The following is a 16,646-nucleotide window of genomic DNA, read 5'->3' on the forward strand; positions in this document are numbered from 1 at the left end:
GCGTTACGCCGCACCGTCACTGTCACTGCAGATCGAAATCGTCCAGGCAACTGAACCGAGCGAGGTCTGCCCGACAGGGCAGACCTCACGGTGGACCGCAAGTCCCGCCCGGGCGTTACGATCCAGGGAAAAGCACTGGATTGGCGACCACAATGTAATCCCAGCTTGCCGGTCCCGCACCCCCGCTGTTTGCTGATGCCACATGCGCACCGCCAGCTGGACACCGACCGTTGGTCGGTAACCCGTTGTACCACAATGCAAAGCACTTGGTGCAAAAACGCCAATTCCTCTGCCCGACAGGTTCAGCCATGGAACTCACCTCCTTTCTGGATCCGGATGACGAGCACAACGTTGATCTAGACCATCGCTGTCTCCTTCCTCGCGGGCGGACGGGTCGTCGATTTGACTCGTACTTGACCTCGAGGACCATGTATTCAGCGTGGTCCTGCAGGTGGTCTGACACCTGCTTCCGTCCGGTCGTGTAGTGAGTATGCGACTGCAGACCGTGGTCCCGATATCCCCCGAGTGTGGGATGGTTTCCGGCCCGGTCCCGGGCTGACACTGGCGGTAATCACCAGTCGTGCCGACACGGACGCGACGGGCTTCAATCGCAGTCACGTCCCGAATCGCTCACGCCGATACGGCAAGGGCCATGCGCGCCTCGGCGGGTCGCACCCGACACCAACCTCGGAAAAAGGGGGCCACATCATGCGAGATCACCGTTTGCGCTGCGCCGTGGGACTGATACTCGCGGTCTGTGTGACCGTGGCCGGGTGCAGCGCGGCCGCCGCCGGACCGGAGGGCAGCCGCACGTCTTTCGGTGCCTCCGAGAGCGTCGGTGAGGGGGCGGTGCGGACGTACACGACCGTGGACGCGAGGGGTGAGCCGACCGGGGTCGGTATCCGGATGTCGGCGACCGCACTGGACGGACTGCCCGACACCGGTGAAAAGTTCATGCTCGACCTACCGGAGCAGGCGTCGGCGACGGTGTTCGACCACGTCATGCTGAATTGGAATCCGCACGGACACGAACCGGAGATCCTGTTCGGGAAACCGCATTTCGACATGCACTTCTACATGACCGACATGTCCTCGACCATGGGGATCGATCCTGCCGCATCGGATTACGCGGCCCGGGCCGCACACCTGCCCGACGCCAAGTACATTCCCCGCGATTACATCACCCCGCCCGGGCCGCTGGCCTCCGAGTTAGCGGTGCCGTTCATGGGTGTGCACTGGATGGACGCGACCGCCGGCATGATCCCCGGGGTCTACGACTTCACCCAGACGTTCATCAACGGGTCCTGGGACGGGAACTACACCTTCATGGAGCCGATGATGACCCGCGCCTGGCTGCTGACGAAACCGGCGATTCGTGAGTCCGCCAAGCAGCCACAGGCCTACCAGCACACCGCCTACTACCCCACCGTCTACAGCGTCCGATTCGACTACGCGACAGGCGAATACGACATCTCCCTCGCGGAGATGATCCTGCGCCAAAAATCGTGAAACACATGCTCGGCCCGACCCGCCGTGCGTCTGCATACCAACGCACGAACCCACCCACTCAGGAGGTCGCCTCATGAACCCGGGCAACGTGACGCTTTTCGCGACCAATGTTCTCTCGTACGAGCTGCTCTCGGGGTTCGGTGGGCTCGAGCGTGCACGGGGTGGTCAAGGTCGCCGGCCGGCGACTCGAGGTCACCGAGGAACTGACGGGTGTCGAGCAGGGCAAGTGTCTGCGCCGCCGCGGCACCGACAGCCCGATCCCCTACGAGAACGAAACCCGGTTCGCCCCCGTCGGCGGGGGCACCCGTGTCACCTGGCACCAGGAGTCCGGGTCCCTCGGTGGGGTGTTCGGCTCCCTCGCCGACACCGTCGTGGCGAAACTGTATGCCCGCGACGTCCGGAGCAATCTCGAGCACGCGAAGGCACTGCTCGAGGCGGAGGAAACACGATGAGCACCGACCGAACCGCACCCGTCGACACCCGGATGACGGGGATTCTGCACGACGCGTTGCGCCGCGACCTGGACCGGACCCGCACCGCGCTCACCGCGTCGATCCCGCCTGCCAACTCCCAGCGCGTCGCGCTCGCCGATCACCTGATGTGGATGATGGAGTTTCTGCGCCTCCATCACCGCACCGAGGACGACACGTTGTGGCCGTTGATCCGGCGCCTCAATCCGGACGCCGCGCCGTTGCTCGACCGGATGGACGCCGACCACGCCAGCATCTCCCCCGGGATCGACCGCCTCCGCGCCGCCGCCGAGGCCTACCGCACCGACGGCTCCGCCCACGCCCGGGACGCCGTGATCACGGCGCTCGACGGGCTGGAGGCGCCCCTGCTGCCGCACCTGCGCCGCGAGGAGGACGAGACGATGCCGGTCGTGGCCCGCACCATCACCGTCGGGCAATGGGAGGACTGGGGACACGACATCATGAAGGACAGACCCAAGCTGGAGTTGGCGCGGGAGGCGCCCTGGGTCCTCGACGGCCTGGACGATGACCGGTATCGGGTGGTCACCGGTGCGCTGCCCGCGGTGCCGCGATTCCTCCTGCTGCACGCGCTCGCCGGACGGTATCGGCGGGCAAGTGCCACCCGCTGGGGCGGCAAGGTCGAGGTGACACCCCGCCGCTCGCGCCGCCATGAACGCCGTCCGGCCTGACCGACGCGGTTGTCACAGAGTTCGGGAGGACATCATGGGGACCGGAACCCCACACACGGTGAAGCGCGCCCGGCGGGTCGTCGACGCCGTGGTTGACGGGGTCGCCGACCTGGGGGTGCACCATATCTTCGGGGTGGACGGGGCCAACATCGAAGACCTCTACGACGCACTGTTCACCACTGCCCGCGCCGTTCGGGGGGTGGTGGCCAAGCACGAGTTCGGGGCAGCCACCATGGCCGACGGCTACGCCCGGACCGCAGGCGGGCTCGGGGTGGTGGCCGCGACCTCCGGCGGCGGGGCGATGAACCTGGTGGCCGGGCTCGCCGAGTCCTACACCTCGAAGGTGCCGGTGCTGGCCCTGATCGGGCAACCACCCACCACCCTCGAGGGCACCGGCGCCTTCCAGGACACGAGCGGCAAGGCCGGCTCGATCCACGCGGTCCGGCTTTTCACCGAAGTCTCCCGCTACTGCGCCCGCATCGAGCGACCCGACGACCTCGCCGCCCACCTCGAGCGAGCGGTCGCCGCGGCGTGGTCCGGTGGGTCCGCGGTGTTGTTGCTGCCCAAGGACATCCAACAAGCCACCGTCGACGACGCTTTCACGTTCCGCCCACCGCCCCGCCGATCCGGCCAGGACCCGGACGGGCTGACGCGGATCCGGGACATGCTCGCCGCGGCGCGGCATACCGGGAAGATCGTGCTCGTCGCCGGCGACCAGGTGGCCCGGGACGACGCCCGGGACCAGTTACGTGCCCTCGCCGCCGCGGTGGACGCGGCCGTCGGGGTGGCGCCGGACGCCAAGGACGTCTACCCGGCCGACCAGCCCGGGTTCTGCGGTGTCACCGGGACCATGGGACACACCGATCTGATCGAGGCCGTGCGGCACAGCGCGTTGTGCCTGCTGATCGGCACCCGGCTTCCCGCCACGGCCCGCGCCGGCCTGGACACCGCCGTGGCCGCGGTCCCGGTCGCCAGTGTCGGCGTCGAACCACCATATGTGCCCGCGGTGCACGCGACCAGCCTCGACCTGCGGCAGACGTTGGCCGAGTTCGTCGACCAGTTCTCCTCGGGCAGCCGACGGCCGGATCCGGTAAAGCACAGTGCATTGACCGCGCTGGAGGTACCGGAGAATTCCGGCCTCGGCCTCCGGTACCGCGAGGCAGTCGAGGCGATCGCCGCGATGATGCCCGCCGGATCCGACGTCTTCGCCGACGCCGGCAACACCGGCGCCGCGGTGGTGCACCACCTGCCGGTGTCTCGCGGGGGTCGGTTCGTCGTTGCGCTCGGTATGGGCGGGATGGGCTACAGCTTCGGCGCCGCGATCGGCGCCGCATTTGCCCGCGGCAGCCAAGCCCATGGGGACGTCTCAGCGCCCGGGCGGCGGACGTTCGTCATCGCCGGCGACGGCGCCTTTTACATGCACGGCATGGAAATTCACACTGCGATCGAGTATCAGCTGCCGGTGACGTTCGTGGTGTTCAACAACAACGCGCACGCCATGTGCCTGACCCGCGAGCAACTGTTCTACTTCGGCCGCTACAGCTTCAACCGGTTCCGCCCCTCTTCGCTCGCCGAGGGCATCGGCGTCATGTTTCCGTCGCTGCCGGCACACCCGGCCCGCACCCTCGACCAGCTCTTCGACGCCCTCGAAGCCGCCACCACCACGAGCGGCCCATCATTCATCGCCGTGGACTGCGACCCCGACGAATTTCCGCCATTTCTACCGTTTCTCACCCAACCAGCAATCGAGGACAGCCATCGTGACCGCCCCGCTTCCCGCCCTCAGTGACATCCCGGGCGGCGTGATCCCCGGCGTGCTGCGGATCGAGACCTCCGACCGGGAGGCGACCACGCCGATCATCCTGGACATGCTCCGGTCGGTGTACCCGCATCAGCAGGTCTTCGGTGAGTACTGCACCGTGAACGGCTACATCGCCGCCCCACCCCGCGCGGTGTACGACTACCTGGCCGACCCCCGCAGTTTGGAGGAGTGGACCTACAGCCTCCGTGGATTTGGCCCGACCGAACAGCCCGGCTTGTGGTCGGCCCACGACCGCCTCGGATCCGACACCACCATCTACACCCGCACCGTCACGAACGCCGAGGCGATGACGGTCGACTACCACTGCGCCTGGGATCAGCCCGGTCATCTGTGGATGATCTATCTGATGCGGGTGGTGAACGCGCAGACGGTGTTCGACAAGCCGGGGACGGTGGTGCTGTGGACCAACTGCCACCACCCGTTCTACGTCCACAACCCCTACCCGGACACCGCGCCCCCGGACCGGAAGGTCTGGGTCGGGGACCTCTGGGACATGTTCGCCGCCGGCCACCGACTGGAGCTGACCAACCTCACCGCCCTGTGCGAATATCGGGCCCGCCACGGCCTGCCGATCACACCCGCCTGGATGAGATGAGGCCATGGACATCACACCGACGCCCCCGGTGAGCCTGATCGACGTCGCCAGCTACCTCCCCGGCGATCCGATAGGCACCGACTACTTCGCCCGGTACGCCCGCTCGGACCGGATGGCGCAGAATGTCATGTTCCGGGCCCCCACCTGCCGTCACCACATCGGCGCGGGCGAGTCGGCCGTCGACATGGCCGAACGCGCCCTCACCCCGCTGATCGACCGCCACGGTACCGCCACCATCGCAGGCGTCGACATCCTGATTACCCACACCCAACTCCCCGATCTACCCGTGCTCGGTTGTGGCGCCGACCTGGCCCGCCGAATGCGCATGAGCCCGCAGTGCATCCTCGACGTGCACAACGGGGGCTGCGCCGCGTTCATTCACATGCTCGATCTCGCCCGAGTGATCCTGTCGACCAACGGCTCTGCACGAACGGCGTTGATCGTGACGGTGCAGAACAGCGCCGGCCAGGTCTTCACCCAACCCGACGTCCGCCCGCTCGCGCAGGCGGCGGTGCCCGGCGACGGCTGCGGAGTCGGGCTACTGTGCAAGTCGGACCGGGCCCAGATCCTCGACATCGAGTGCCGCCATCGCCCCGAGTTCGCCGGGGACATGACCGCCGCGATCGACCCACCCCGCAGGTATTGGGAACCCGGCACCGGGCAACTGCGGATTGCGTTCACCGAATCGAAGATCACCACCGTATTCGCGCGCGGCAACCGACTCGTCCCCGAGGTGGCGCACGCGGTGTGCGATCACATCGGCGTGACATCCACGGCGGTCGACACGTTCGTCACCAATCAACCGAATCGGCTGTTCCTTCGGAACTGGCGCGAGGCACTGGAACTCACTCCGGCGCAGCATCCGGACACGTTCGACGACTGCGGAAACCTGTTCGGGGCGGCGATCCCGGTCACCCTCGACATCGAGAACCGGGCCGGCCGGATCCGCAACGGGTCGCTGGTGTTGCTGGCCGGCTTCGCGCACGCCGGCGACTTCGCCGCCGCCGCCGCGATCCGGTGGGGCGCACAACCACCACCGCCAGGGCGCACATAGGATTCCCTCACCCGCGGCTGCCGATGAGCGTCGACAGCCGGTCGGCCGCCGCCGATGCCGCGTGTGTGGCCCGCAGCTGGGCGCCGAGCGTGGCGGCCGCGTCCCGGTCGTCGTCGGCGGACGGGACTTCGTCCAGTGCCCCGCGAATCCGTTCGGGGGACGAGCGTTTCGAGATGACCCTACGTAGGGCAACGCCTCACGGATCTCACCCTCGATGCTGTCGCGGATCGTCTGGACCCGGCCCGAGTGCGGGCCAGGCTGCCGTAGGTGTTTGCATACGGCCCGGGCCACTCCTGCTCGGCGACAACCCCCACCACACGCCCGGCCGGATCGTCGACATCGGCCATGTCGCCGACGTGAGCATCAATGTCGCCGGATTCACCATCGCGATACCGCCACGGTCGAAGGGAATTCGGGCCCGAATCCCGTCGAGAACCGCACGGCGGAACTCCGACGTGTTCCCGGTCCCGCCGGCGGCGTCACGCACACACGCCACCAGGTCCTCGGCCTTCCGCGCCGCCGTCATGACTCCAGTCTGTGCTGGTCGCCGCGGTACCCGATACCCCCAACCGTGGGGTACGCAGGTGCATGACCGCCGCGGAATCGATCCCCCACCGCCCCGACGTCGAACGCCAGCGCCGCGTCGGCACTGCGGGCAGGAACAGCTCCGACGCATCCACCGGCATACCGAGACGAGGCTGCACGCATGGCATAGCACAGTATCGACAACGATACCGACCCGTCATCGACACGGTCGCCCCGGTCAACGCGGTCCTCCATTCGGATTGGTGGCCTCCGGACCCCGGAATTGGGTGCTCCTGCTCGGGAGTGCGACATCAGGCGACATGCGCTGCGGCGGTACCGGCCGCGGACACCCGGGTCATGAGGCGAGCGATCGCATCGGCGACCGGGGTGGGTTGCTCGAGGATCACCGAGTGGCCGGCGCCGTCGACGCAGACGAAATCGCAGTTCTCGAGGTGTGCGGCGATCGCCACCGCATGGGTCGGTGGTATCACCAGGTCCGCCGAGCCACACAGCACCAGCGTGGGAACCGCCGAGAGGGCGGGCACGGTCCGGGACTCGTCGTGGGTCAGGATGGAGTTCAAGAAGCCGGTCATCGTCACGATCGGGGTCCGGTCGTGCATCGCGATCGCCTGTGCGAGTACCCGGTGGCTGACCGTTCGGTTGCCGAATTCGACCCCACCGATGACCGGTGCGAACACCCTGCAGCCGAGCCGCTTCACCTGCTCCAGGGACGTCGGTGCGCGGCCCACCGCGGCCTGGAACCAGGACAGCACGGGGTTGCGTAGCAGTCGGCCGAGCCCGGCATCGGCCAGACCGCTCGCGGTGGTCGCGATCAACCCGACCCCGACGATGCGGGTGCCGATCTCGTCCGGATGCGCTCTGGCATAGGTCAGCACTGTCATCCCACCCATGGAGTGACCAATCAGGACGACGGGTCCGGTGGGGGCGACGGCGCGCAGCACAATGTGAAGGTCGCGGGCCAACTGCTCGAGAGTGTAGGTCTGGGCCGGCGCTTCGGCGGAGTCTCCGTGTCCGCGGTGGTCGTAGCAGACGATCCGCACGTCGGCGTTACGCCGCATCAAGTCGCCGCTTACTGGGGACCAGGATTCGGTGCCCAGGCAATGGCCGTGCAGCAAGACAACGGTTACCGGGGCGTCCGTGGGACCGCACTCGCGAACGGCAAGTGAAACACCATCCTCAGCCCAGACCGTGAGTTTACGTTCGGCCAGCCCCGGGGTGCCGGTCAGCCATCGAACTGCGCCGTTCATACCGGACTCCGCCAGTTGAGGGACCATACCGTTGGAGTAGAGGTCGACCGGACTGCACCAGACTCTGGCTGGTTCACGAGTGAAATATGATCGGTCACTATCCATTGCGGGCGCCGCCCCTCTGCCCCCACCCCGGAGTTCCTCCGAGCCTACGTCCTGATGGTCGCACCACACGTTCCGCTCGGAATCCGGCCGACGGCACACCACAGTGATCGATCGCGCCCGAGCTGACATGAGCATCGATCATCCGCTGCTCACCGAGTTGCGCTGCGCGCGGCGCCACCGAGCGTCCGACGGCGGCATCGAGCACCGCGCGAACTGTCGGCTGTTCAGAACTCAGTTCTTCCCAGGAGGTTTGGGGCGGATCACCGTGCTCGATCGCCTGATCGAGCTTCGCGGCGAGGTGGGTGGTCCAACGATGGTGCAGCGCCAGCAACACGCCGTCCGCTCCACCGGACAACCGATCGACATCGGGAAGGCCGTCGAGCAGCAGCGGCCCTGCCGGGTCGATCCGAGCTCGAGCGACCACTGTATCGAGAATGGCTTTGCGTGCATGACAATCCGTCCAACCCATCAAACTCGCCTCCATGTGTCGCGTCCACGCCGCTGACGCACCCGGCCGACTCGGCCTCGCCCAGGGCCAGGGCCCAGGGCCGCGATACTGTGTCCTCCAGGGCAAAGAAGTGGGAGTGCTTTCAACACCAAGTGTGGGTCTGCAGGCGGCGGATATACCATCCCCCATGCGGGGGGTTAGACGATCTCGACCAAGACATATCGCGTGCAGATCGTCATGAGGGCATGTCCCTGTTTCACGGGGCCGACTGCAACAGTCGTGACTGGGGCAGCACAGAATTCGCGCACTCGAATCTGAATCAGCCTCGGACACAGTGGGACCGCGCCACCGCACCTACCCGCTCCGACCGCCGCGATCGACCCACCCCGCAAGCACTGGATACCCGGAACCGGCGGCCAATTGCGGACCGCGTTCACCGAATCCACAATCTCGCCACCGTCTTCGCGCACGGCAACCGACACGTCCCCGAGGTCGCCCTCGCGGTGTGCGCTCATCCGCGTGAGATCCACCGAGCCCACGATCGACAGCGTGCGACGCACGTCGACACCTTCATCTTCGTCACCAGCCCCATCGGCTGTTCTGCGGAAGTGTGCCTCCGGAGCTGACTCCGGCACACCATCCGGATACCTTCGACCCTGCGAACCTGTTCGGGGCGACCACCGGGCCCCTCGACACCGAGAACCGGACCGACCGGATCCCCAACAGACGCCAGTGTTCCCCGCCGGTCTTTCGCACACGCCGGCGACTTCACCGCCCGCCGCGGACATCGGTGGTGTGCGGCGCCGACCACCGACGTCGAATCAGGGCGCGCTCCGGCCGGGTGAGGATGGTGCCGGGCGTCCCCGGCCATCCGTCCGCGGCCGTGCCGGGACACCGGTGATCAGCGGTCGATCAGCGCCAGTAGCTCGTCCACCGCCGCCGAGGCCCCATCGGTGGCTCGGATCCGGGCGCCGAGCGTGGCGGCGGCCGTCCGGTAGGTGTCCACCTGGAGGAGTTCGTCGAGGGCATCGCGAATCTGACGGGGGGTTGCCGTCTTGCGGAGCACTTTCCCGGCTTTCGCCGCGGCCACCTTCTTGCCGATCGTCGGTTGGTCGGTCAGCGCGGACATGGGCAGGATCAGCATCGGCAGGCCGTGCGCGAGGGCTCGAAAGGTGGTTCCGTGCCCACCGTGCCCGACCACGGCCGAGCACGTCGGCATCAGTTCGCTGTGCGGAATGTACCGGTGGACGGTGGCATTCGCGGGTGCACGCAAGCTCGCGGGATCGAGGGCGGGTCCAGTCGTCACCACCAGTTCGACGTTCATGCCCTCGGCGGCGTCGAGGATGTTCTGCAGGACCCGGTGCTGGCCCGGGAGGCCGCCCGTGCTGAGGCTGGCCAGCACCCGCGGCGGAGTTGAGCCTATCGCCGGCCTCTTGGCATCGTGCACCGGGCCGGTCCACACGAGATTGCCGTCGTGGGGCCGTCCGCCCGCGGGGTCGAGCTCGCGGTCCGAGCACACCAGTGCCAGGTCGGCCTGCCGCCAGAGTCGGCGCGGTCCCAGTCCCTTGAGTCGCGCGACGATCCCGAAGGGACCGTGTCGGAACATGCCGTCCGCACACCCGAAGAACGCGGGGAACAGGGCGACGTGGCGCAGGCCGGCGCGCGCCGCCGCGTCGAGCGCATTGAACAGCATGCAGTCGATGATCACGAGGTCGGTCGGGTCCTCTCTCACCGCGTCGAGGAGGTCCTGCCCGATCCCGGGGTTCGTCATCACCGCGAGCAGCGTGGTGGCGAGGTCCCAGGTGCCGTGGTCTTCGTGCGGGGTCCATGGGGGTGAGTTTCGGTAGGCGCGGAATTCCAGTCCGGCCTCCTCGACGGCCATGCGCTGTGCCTCGTGATCGAGGACGCGAACGCGGTTTCCGCGGCGGCGGAGCTCTCGCCCTAGTCTCAACGTGAGCGGCACGTTTCCGCCGGCGTCGAACATGACGATCAGAATGTCGGGCATGGCACCAACCTCATGAGTCCGGACAATGTGCATCAAGCACCCTCGGGGTGCAGGGGTCGTTCCGCGCCGAAGTCACGTGTCCCCCGGTGGTGTGATGTGGCCCAGCTGGTTCAGCAGCGTCACCTGGTCGTAGAAGATCCGGCACGAGAGAGCCTTGTCGTCCGAGCCGTGGCGCATGACCTTCCAGTACGGGACGTCCATTGCCTGGTTTGTCGGCGGGAGGTCGCCGAAGGGGCCGTCGTTGCGGCCCGTGCCCCGAAACAGCGCCACGAACGAAGTTGGACCCGCCCAGGTACTGGGCGGCGTCGATCCGGGCGCCGGAGAACGCGGTCGTCCACCCACGCAGCCAGTCCTTGAACTCGGCGGCATCGCGGAGCGTCAGGCCCCGCGGCACGTCCTCGTAGGCGAAGGTGGTGTCGAGGTGTGTGTCTATGGCGTCGAAGTCACGGTCGTTGAACATGCCATGCAGCACTGTGTGAATGTCACTGTTTCCCATAGGGTCTCCCTTCGGCTTCCTACCAGCGCCGCCGGCGGACCGCGGTGCCGATACGGGCGACCGGCGCCGAGCGCGCAACGACTACGGACTGTTCAACGGCCGACATCGGTCGTCTCGGCTTCCTGCATCGGCGAACCAGCCGTCCGGCCCGACCGGTGTGTCGTACCGCGGCAGGTAGTGGGTGAAGAACAGCTGCGCGACGAGTTCCTGGCGGCTGTTCACCCCGATCTTCGCGTAGATGCTTTTCAGGTGGTCTTGCACCGTGTACGGGCTGACGAACAGTCGGTGCGCGACCTCGACGCGCGTCTGGCCGGCGAGGACGTGGCCGAGTACCTCCGCCTCGCGTGGTGTGAGTCCGTGGATGGCGGCCAGCAGTGAGATGATCTCCGCGGGTCCCGCCGGCTCCAGGGTGACGACCACCCGCCCCGCCGTGCCGCGGCCGTCGAGCTTCCCGGCCCGGATGACCACCCATTGACCGTCGAGCGTGCGGGCCCGCGTGACCGCGGCCGCTGCACCCGAGTTGCGCAAGTTCACGGCCGCGAACACGGCGGGAAGCATCCGGGTTTCACATTCGCCGCTGATCCGATCGAGGTACGCCACCGCTGGTGCCGTCGCCGACTCGACCTCGTCGTCGGGCCCGACGATCACCACGGCAGGCCCACTGGTGACCTCGGCGAGAACCCGGGGTGCTTGCCGGAGCAGCGACAGGCGAAGTCCCTCCCCGATCTCGCGGGCAGCACCGGCGAGAACCCGAACCTCCTCGCCACTGAACCGCCGTCCGGGGCCGCGCATCACCACCCCGCCGCCCCAGCAGAGCTTGTCGCGCCCGCGAACGACGAACCGTATCTCGTCTTCCATCCCCATCGGGCCGAGGAGCTCGACGTAGGGCAGTGCTCGATGGAGATCGCCATCGATGGCATCGCGGATCGTCTGGACCCCGACCGGACTGCGGGCGAGCTTGCCGATGGCGTTCCCGTACGGCGACGGGCCGTATTCCAACCGGGCGGCAGTTTCCATGGCATGGCTCGGCAGGGAGTCGGCGCCGGTCGTCGTCTGCGACGTGGGCAGCAGGGTCGCCGGATCGACCATCGCAACAATCGCGAAGTCGTAGGGAATTCGAGTGCGGATCGCGTCGAGCACCGCATGCCGGAACTCGATACTGTCCGCGGTCCCGAGCGCCGCGTCACGCACACTCGAGCGCAGCGGTTCGGCCCTCCGCACCACGGTCATGTCCCCAGTATGTGCTGGTCAAACCCACGCGCGATACCCCCCAAGCGTGGGATGGTGCGAAGTGCATGACCGCCGCACCGACACGTCGTCGCACATTCGAGTCGACACAATTTGCGACATTTCGGAGTGTTCCCGCAACCGCGCACACCGGACAGACGGGTGCCTACCCGGGATGCGGTAACCTGCCGGCTGCAGCCCTCCACCCGGCCCGACGCCATTGTGGAGCGGGGTGCTGTGCGGATGGTCGAGGAGCGACTCCGGAGGTCAGTCGACGGGTGGCGTCGACACTGGCTCGATGCCGTTCGCCGGTCGAACTCGTCGGTGGTCGTCACCGTGGAGTTCACGATGTCGACCTGGTTCGGGTTCGCCCGCTGCGCGATCAGCGTGCGCACGACCGCACCGGCCTCGTCGGGATCGTCCGCGATGAGGCTGATGGTGATCGCGGTCCCCTGCTCACCCCGCCCGATCGCGGGATGAAACCCGGCGAGCTGATCGAGACAGTGGTCGAGGTCGCGCTCGGTGAGCTGGTCGAACCGTTCGGCGAGTTCGATGGTGGCGTTGTACATCCGTCGGGGCACGGTGGCCTCCTTCTGCGCGTGTGCGCCCGGGGATTGCCGGCGTGTTCGTCACGGACGGTAGTCCGATGCCTGTCAAGCGCAAGCGAAACGGGGGCACAGGGCTGTTGCCGGGGGTACCGACCCGGGCAGAGCGGATCCTCGCGGTCCCCGCTTTCGCCGCGGCCCATGCTCACCCAGACTCCACGGCCACCGCCGCCGGATCGGTGACCGTGCGCTCGGGGCCACGGCGACCCGCCACTGACGTACACCCGAAACACCGGCGCCGGGCGCGGGCATGAGTCACACTGGCCTCCGGAAGCACACGGGTTGTCGGGAGACCCCGGCAACGTCGAATACATTCTCGCCGAAGGGAAGTCCGCACAGGAGGAGACCCGATGCCCGTTTCACCCCACACCTCATTACAGCACGTCCAGGATCGCACCACCGACCTACGCCGATGGTTGGATACCGGCGACAACACCGCCGCCCTGACGGCGTATCTGCGCGACGAACCCGTCGACCACCGGTGGCTCACCACCTACCGACGACTCACGCACGACCTGCTGCGGGCGGTCGACCACGCCTGCCCGCCCAGGGCACCGCACGTCACGCCGACGCCGAGCGACGGCCGCCGGCCGCCGGCCCGGCGGCCGATGAACGACGACCAACGCCGAGCGCTCGAGCAGGTCCGCGACACCTGCGCCGTGCTGCACACCTTCCTGACCACCCACCCGAGCGACCGACCCCCAGAACGGGTCCGATCCGCCACCTTCGAGCAACTCACCGACGACCTCCTCGACGCCGTCACCGCAGCACAGACCGCCGGTGTCCCCGAACACCGCATCTTCGACAGCGTGTGAACCACCGGAATTCCCCCGGAGCGACCCGCTGCACGGCGCGGGCGCCGGCCTCGACCAGCCGACGGCACGAAATGCCCGAAGTTCCTCGAACCGATCAGTCTCGACGCGGTCGACCACCGTGGTCATGCGGTGAATGCGCTGCGCTGTGGGTCGTCTACAGGCTACGGATGGACGCCGCCGACGCTGAGCACCGCGAGAAGCTGACTGAACAGCATCAACTGATCGGGTCCCTACGCGGCGTACCACCGAGCTCAGCGACGAGATCACCCAGATCCGAGGTGAATCCGACCGTGCCGCTGCAGCGTCGACCGCCACCATCGGCCGGCTCGAGACGCACCTCGACGAGGCCAGGGCAGCCATTCAAGGCGAGGGGACGCGGGCAGACACTACCCGCGACGAACTTTCCACCGCGCGAGAAGATCTCGCTGCCTCACGCACCCAAGCCGAGGTCGCGAGGGAACGGATCGAGGAGCTGCGCGCCGATCTAACCTGCGGCGAACCCCGAATCACGATGAGATCTTCGATGCCGCGGCCACACCTTTCCTGCGCTGCCGCACACGAGGGGTCGGTCGTCGACATTCGCCCTCGAAAAACGCACCCGAAGATTCAAAATCTCATCAGAGCGTGGTCGAGGCCACCGATCCTGGTCATGGTGACGGCGCGCCGACCGACCTCCGAATCCCAATCTCGCGGACGGTTCGGATCGCCTGGAGGGACTCGACGCGTCCTCAAGGGCGGCGGAACAGCAGCGAGCCGAGGCCCTGCCAGGCGATGATTGAGGAAGCCTACAGTCGTGGGCGTGACGACTGTGGAACTGAACGCGCTGGTAGGTGTTCCGAACGCCGAGCGGTTCACAATGGCCGCTGAGACAGCCTGGCCGCCTGGGCCGTGTCCTAGCTACGTCGACGCGGGCGACCTGGACGCCTCCGCTGTCGAACGGACACACCTCGAAGGCGCACGGACCACGCTGGGCGATTTGGTCGTATGCGCGGAATCCCCCGCCTGGGAGCCTGTTCCGCACCGTGATGTAATCCTGGCCACTGGTCCGGGGGCCGCCCAGGATGTTACTCAGGCAACGCGCTCGCGAAATAGCGCCGACGCCTTCGACGCTGAGAAGCCTGACGCCGCGCCAATCCGTATGAAGGTCCAACATCAGCGGCACTGACGAGATTTTGGAGAGATGATCATGCCCAGACGCAAACCCGTACCGAGGACAGAAGAAGAATCGCAACGAAAGTTGGACGAGTGGTTGCGAATTCTTCAACACGGAACGCCCGAAGCGAAGGCCGACCAACAGCGGAAGGATCGGGAAGAGCGTGAAGCCTCGGAGAGGAAGTTCGAAGAGGACTTGCTCTCCTGCAGCCGGGAGGAGTTGGGAGAGTGGCGAGCGGAGATCGTCGCCCGACGTGACGAACCGCAGGAATCGACCGAAATCAGTATCGAATCCCGGCGCCGGATCAAGACGCACTGCACTGCGCTAACCTGAATTTTTCGTGTGGGAGCGATGGATCAGAGTGTGCGCATAAGCGAAAGTGCCTGTCCTGCACGGCATAATGGGACTTCTCTACGGTTCCACAATGCCGACGGGAAGGCACTTCGCAGGTGAAGAGTATCGCAGCGGGTCCACGGGTGAAAGTATCGGCCGACGGACGGGGCGTGGTGTCGCATGCCGGTGTGGGGATGCTGCGGGAAGTGGCGGATCTGACGGGGCTGTCCACGCAGGTCACGGCGGTATTGGCCGATACCTACCGCGGGAAATGGGCGTATGCGCCGGGTTCGGTGTTCGCCGACCTGGTCGCCGCGGTGGCGGACGGTGCCGACTGTGTGGACGTCGCAGCACGAAGTTGTGCCGGCCGCATGCATGTGTTCGGCCCGTCGGCGTCGACAACGACGATGTGGCGGCTGGTCGATGAGCGTATCGATGCCGCCCACCTGCCCGGGATCCGCGCCGCGCGAGCACAGGCCCGGGAGCAGGCGTGGGAAGCAGGGGCCGCCCCTACCGCCGCGGAGTGGTTACGCATCGACGTCGATGCCACCATCACCCTCGACCATTCCGAGGGCAAGGAGAACGCGGCTGCTACCTGGAAGAAGACCTATGGTTATCACCCACTGCTGGCCTTTCTGGACCGGCCCGACATCGCCGGCGGTGAGGCGTTGGCCGGGTTGCTCCGTCCGGGGAATGCGGGAAGCAACACCGCAGCCGACCACGTCACCGTCCTCGGGTGGGCACTCGAATCGCTGCCACCGGCGTATCGGCCCGATCCGACCGACCCCGCCGGGCAGAAGATTCTGGTGCGCAGCGACTCGGCCGGGGCGACCCACGGATTCGCCGACGCCTGCCGCGTCGCCGGGGTGGGGTTCTCCTTCGGCTTCGCCGTCGACGACCGTGTCCGCGAGGCCACCGAAACCCTCAACGCGAAGGCGGCGTGGATGCCGGCGATCGACTCCGACGGCGAAATCCGCGACGGCGCATGGGTCGCCGAGGCCACCGGCCTGGTCGGCCTCGATGCCTGGCCGGAAGGAACCCGATTGATCCTGCGCAAGGAACGCCCCGTGCGCCGTGAGGCGCTGTTGATTCGAATGGAGGTGAAAGACCTGCATCGCCGATCCTGTCGCAGCAGGACGGTGGAGCTGAGGGCAGCCTGATCCGGGTGGTGCCGGGGAGGGCGGGAAGCAGCCCTGACAAAGCCGGGACGTGTCAGCACTGCCAGATGGTGCGGGTCCGGCGAGCGGGACGGAAAGGAGTACGAGAGGAACCGGCGTTTACGTCTCTTCATCTTGCACCGGCTCGAATCTGGCGGATCTGGGCCGGCAGCGGTGCGCACCCACCGAGTCGTCGGTGGGGAACTCCTGGGTCGGATAGGTCGGCTGGCCGGGAGACCACGGTGAAATTGCTGCGGGGTAGCCGTGGTGATGCCGCAGGGACAGAGTCGGGCTCCTCCTCCGTCGAGCGAACAACAGTGAACACGGGAACCATCTCGGTCTTACCGACCTACGGGCATCCGGTCCGTGG

The 16,646-nt window shown here is 67.3% G+C and carries 14 protein-coding genes; 10 read left to right on the plus strand and 4 right to left on the minus strand.

The window, feature by feature from the left end; genetic code table 11:
- Positions 1–708 precede the first annotated feature (708 nt).
- The 6 genes from BLV94_RS07825 to BLV94_RS07850 all read left to right on the plus strand — a co-directional run bounded on the left by BLV94_RS07825 (position 709) and on the right by BLV94_RS07850 (position 6,139).
- Positions 709–1,509 (plus strand): DUF5602 domain-containing protein, encoded by an 801-nt coding sequence (locus BLV94_RS07825; RefSeq protein ID WP_072949927.1) that lies wholly within the window; start codon positions 709–711, stop codon positions 1,507–1,509.
- Positions 1,510–1,670: 161 nt separating this feature from the next.
- Positions 1,671–1,961: an SRPBCC family protein gene (locus BLV94_RS07830; RefSeq protein WP_244163552.1), complete on the plus strand. Its 291-nt coding sequence runs from the start codon at positions 1,671–1,673 to the stop codon at positions 1,959–1,961.
- Complete coding sequence (locus BLV94_RS07835) at positions 1,958–2,668, plus strand: hemerythrin domain-containing protein (protein WP_072949929.1); 711 nt, start codon at positions 1,958–1,960, stop codon at positions 2,666–2,668. Before BLV94_RS07830 ends, BLV94_RS07835 begins: the two co-directional genes overlap by 4 nt.
- Before the next feature lie 34 nt (positions 2,669–2,702).
- Positions 2,703–4,457, plus strand: coding sequence for a thiamine pyrophosphate-binding protein (locus BLV94_RS07840; protein ID WP_072949932.1), 1,755 nt, complete (start codon positions 2,703–2,705; stop codon positions 4,455–4,457).
- Positions 4,426–5,085: an SRPBCC family protein gene (locus tag BLV94_RS07845; protein WP_143051366.1), complete on the plus strand. Its 660-nt coding sequence runs from the start codon at positions 4,426–4,428 to the stop codon at positions 5,083–5,085. The genes BLV94_RS07840 and BLV94_RS07845 overlap by 32 nt, the downstream gene beginning before the upstream one ends.
- Before the next feature lie 4 nt (positions 5,086–5,089).
- Entirely contained in the window at positions 5,090–6,139 is a 1,050-nt protein-coding gene (locus BLV94_RS07850) for a 3-oxoacyl-[acyl-carrier-protein] synthase III C-terminal domain-containing protein (RefSeq protein WP_072949938.1), read from the plus strand.
- Positions 6,140–6,975: 836 nt separating this feature from the next.
- Here the strand turns inward: BLV94_RS07850 and BLV94_RS07855 are convergent.
- Positions 6,976–7,911 carry an alpha/beta fold hydrolase gene (locus tag BLV94_RS07855; RefSeq protein WP_371851614.1) on the minus strand — a complete coding sequence of 312 codons (936 nt, stop codon included), beginning with the start codon at positions 7,909–7,911 and terminating at the stop codon, positions 6,976–6,978.
- Positions 7,912–8,164: 253 nt separating this feature from the next.
- On the opposite strand from BLV94_RS07855, the gene BLV94_RS49445 reads away from it, so the two are divergent.
- Positions 8,165–8,542 (plus strand): hypothetical protein, encoded by a 378-nt coding sequence (locus BLV94_RS49445; protein WP_167372145.1) that lies wholly within the window; start codon positions 8,165–8,167, stop codon positions 8,540–8,542.
- A gap of 844 nt (positions 8,543–9,386) precedes the next feature.
- Here BLV94_RS49445 and BLV94_RS07870 read toward each other — a convergent pair.
- The 3 genes from BLV94_RS07870 to BLV94_RS07880 all read right to left on the minus strand — a co-directional run bounded on the left by BLV94_RS07870 (position 9,387) and on the right by BLV94_RS07880 (position 12,216).
- Positions 9,387–10,490 (minus strand): glycosyltransferase, encoded by a 1,104-nt coding sequence (locus BLV94_RS07870; RefSeq protein ID WP_072949944.1) that lies wholly within the window; start codon positions 10,488–10,490, stop codon positions 9,387–9,389.
- A 72-nt stretch (positions 10,491–10,562) separates the two neighbouring features.
- On the minus strand, positions 10,563–10,760 hold the full coding sequence (locus tag BLV94_RS07875; RefSeq protein WP_072949945.1) for a hypothetical protein: 198 nt from the start codon (positions 10,758–10,760) through the stop codon (positions 10,563–10,565).
- A 307-nt stretch (positions 10,761–11,067) separates the two neighbouring features.
- Positions 11,068–12,216 (minus strand): helix-turn-helix transcriptional regulator, encoded by a 1,149-nt coding sequence (locus BLV94_RS07880; protein ID WP_072949946.1) that lies wholly within the window; start codon positions 12,214–12,216, stop codon positions 11,068–11,070.
- Positions 12,217–12,561: 345 nt separating this feature from the next.
- Here BLV94_RS07880 and BLV94_RS51525 point away from each other — a divergent pair, with 345 nt between their 5' ends.
- The 3 genes from BLV94_RS51525 to BLV94_RS07910 all read left to right on the plus strand — a co-directional run bounded on the left by BLV94_RS51525 (position 12,562) and on the right by BLV94_RS07910 (position 16,279).
- Complete coding sequence (locus BLV94_RS51525; protein WP_255315047.1) at positions 12,562–12,693, plus strand: hypothetical protein; 132 nt, start codon at positions 12,562–12,564, stop codon at positions 12,691–12,693.
- A gap of 475 nt (positions 12,694–13,168) precedes the next feature.
- Entirely contained in the window at positions 13,169–13,633 is a 465-nt protein-coding gene (locus tag BLV94_RS50720; protein WP_244163553.1) for a hypothetical protein, read from the plus strand.
- 1,602 nt (positions 13,634–15,235) lie between these two features.
- Positions 15,236–16,279 (plus strand): IS1380 family transposase, encoded by a 1,044-nt coding sequence (locus tag BLV94_RS07910; RefSeq protein WP_072949952.1) that lies wholly within the window; start codon positions 15,236–15,238, stop codon positions 16,277–16,279.
- Positions 16,280–16,646 lie beyond the last annotated feature (367 nt).

It is taken from the genome of Rhodococcus koreensis, from assembly GCF_900105905.1.
Lineage (GTDB): Bacteria > Actinomycetota > Actinomycetes > Mycobacteriales > Mycobacteriaceae > Rhodococcus_F > Rhodococcus_F koreensis.

Excerpts from the sequence above, each read along its gene's own strand:
- BLV94_RS07825 (WP_072949927.1), top strand. The coding sequence starts at position 709 with ATGCGAGATCACCGTTTGCGCTGCGCCGTGGGACTGATACTCGCGGTC.
- BLV94_RS07835 (WP_072949929.1), top strand. The coding sequence starts at position 1,958 with ATGAGCACCGACCGAACCGCACCCGTCGACACCCGGATGACGGGGATT.
- BLV94_RS07840 (WP_072949932.1), top strand. The coding sequence starts at position 2,703 with ATGGGGACCGGAACCCCACACACGGTGAAGCGCGCCCGGCGGGTCGTC.
- BLV94_RS07850 (WP_072949938.1), top strand. The coding sequence starts at position 5,090 with ATGGACATCACACCGACGCCCCCGGTGAGCCTGATCGACGTCGCCAGC.
- BLV94_RS49445 (WP_167372145.1), top strand. The coding sequence starts at position 8,165 with ATGAGCATCGATCATCCGCTGCTCACCGAGTTGCGCTGCGCGCGGCGC.
- BLV94_RS07870 (WP_072949944.1), bottom strand. The coding sequence starts at position 10,490 with ATGCCCGACATTCTGATCGTCATGTTCGACGCCGGCGGAAACGTGCCG.
- BLV94_RS07880 (WP_072949946.1), bottom strand. The coding sequence starts at position 12,216 with ATGACCGTGGTGCGGAGGGCCGAACCGCTGCGCTCGAGTGTGCGTGAC.
- BLV94_RS51525 (WP_255315047.1), top strand. The coding sequence starts at position 12,562 with ATGTCGACCTGGTTCGGGTTCGCCCGCTGCGCGATCAGCGTGCGCACG.
- BLV94_RS50720 (WP_244163553.1), top strand. The coding sequence starts at position 13,169 with ATGCCCGTTTCACCCCACACCTCATTACAGCACGTCCAGGATCGCACC.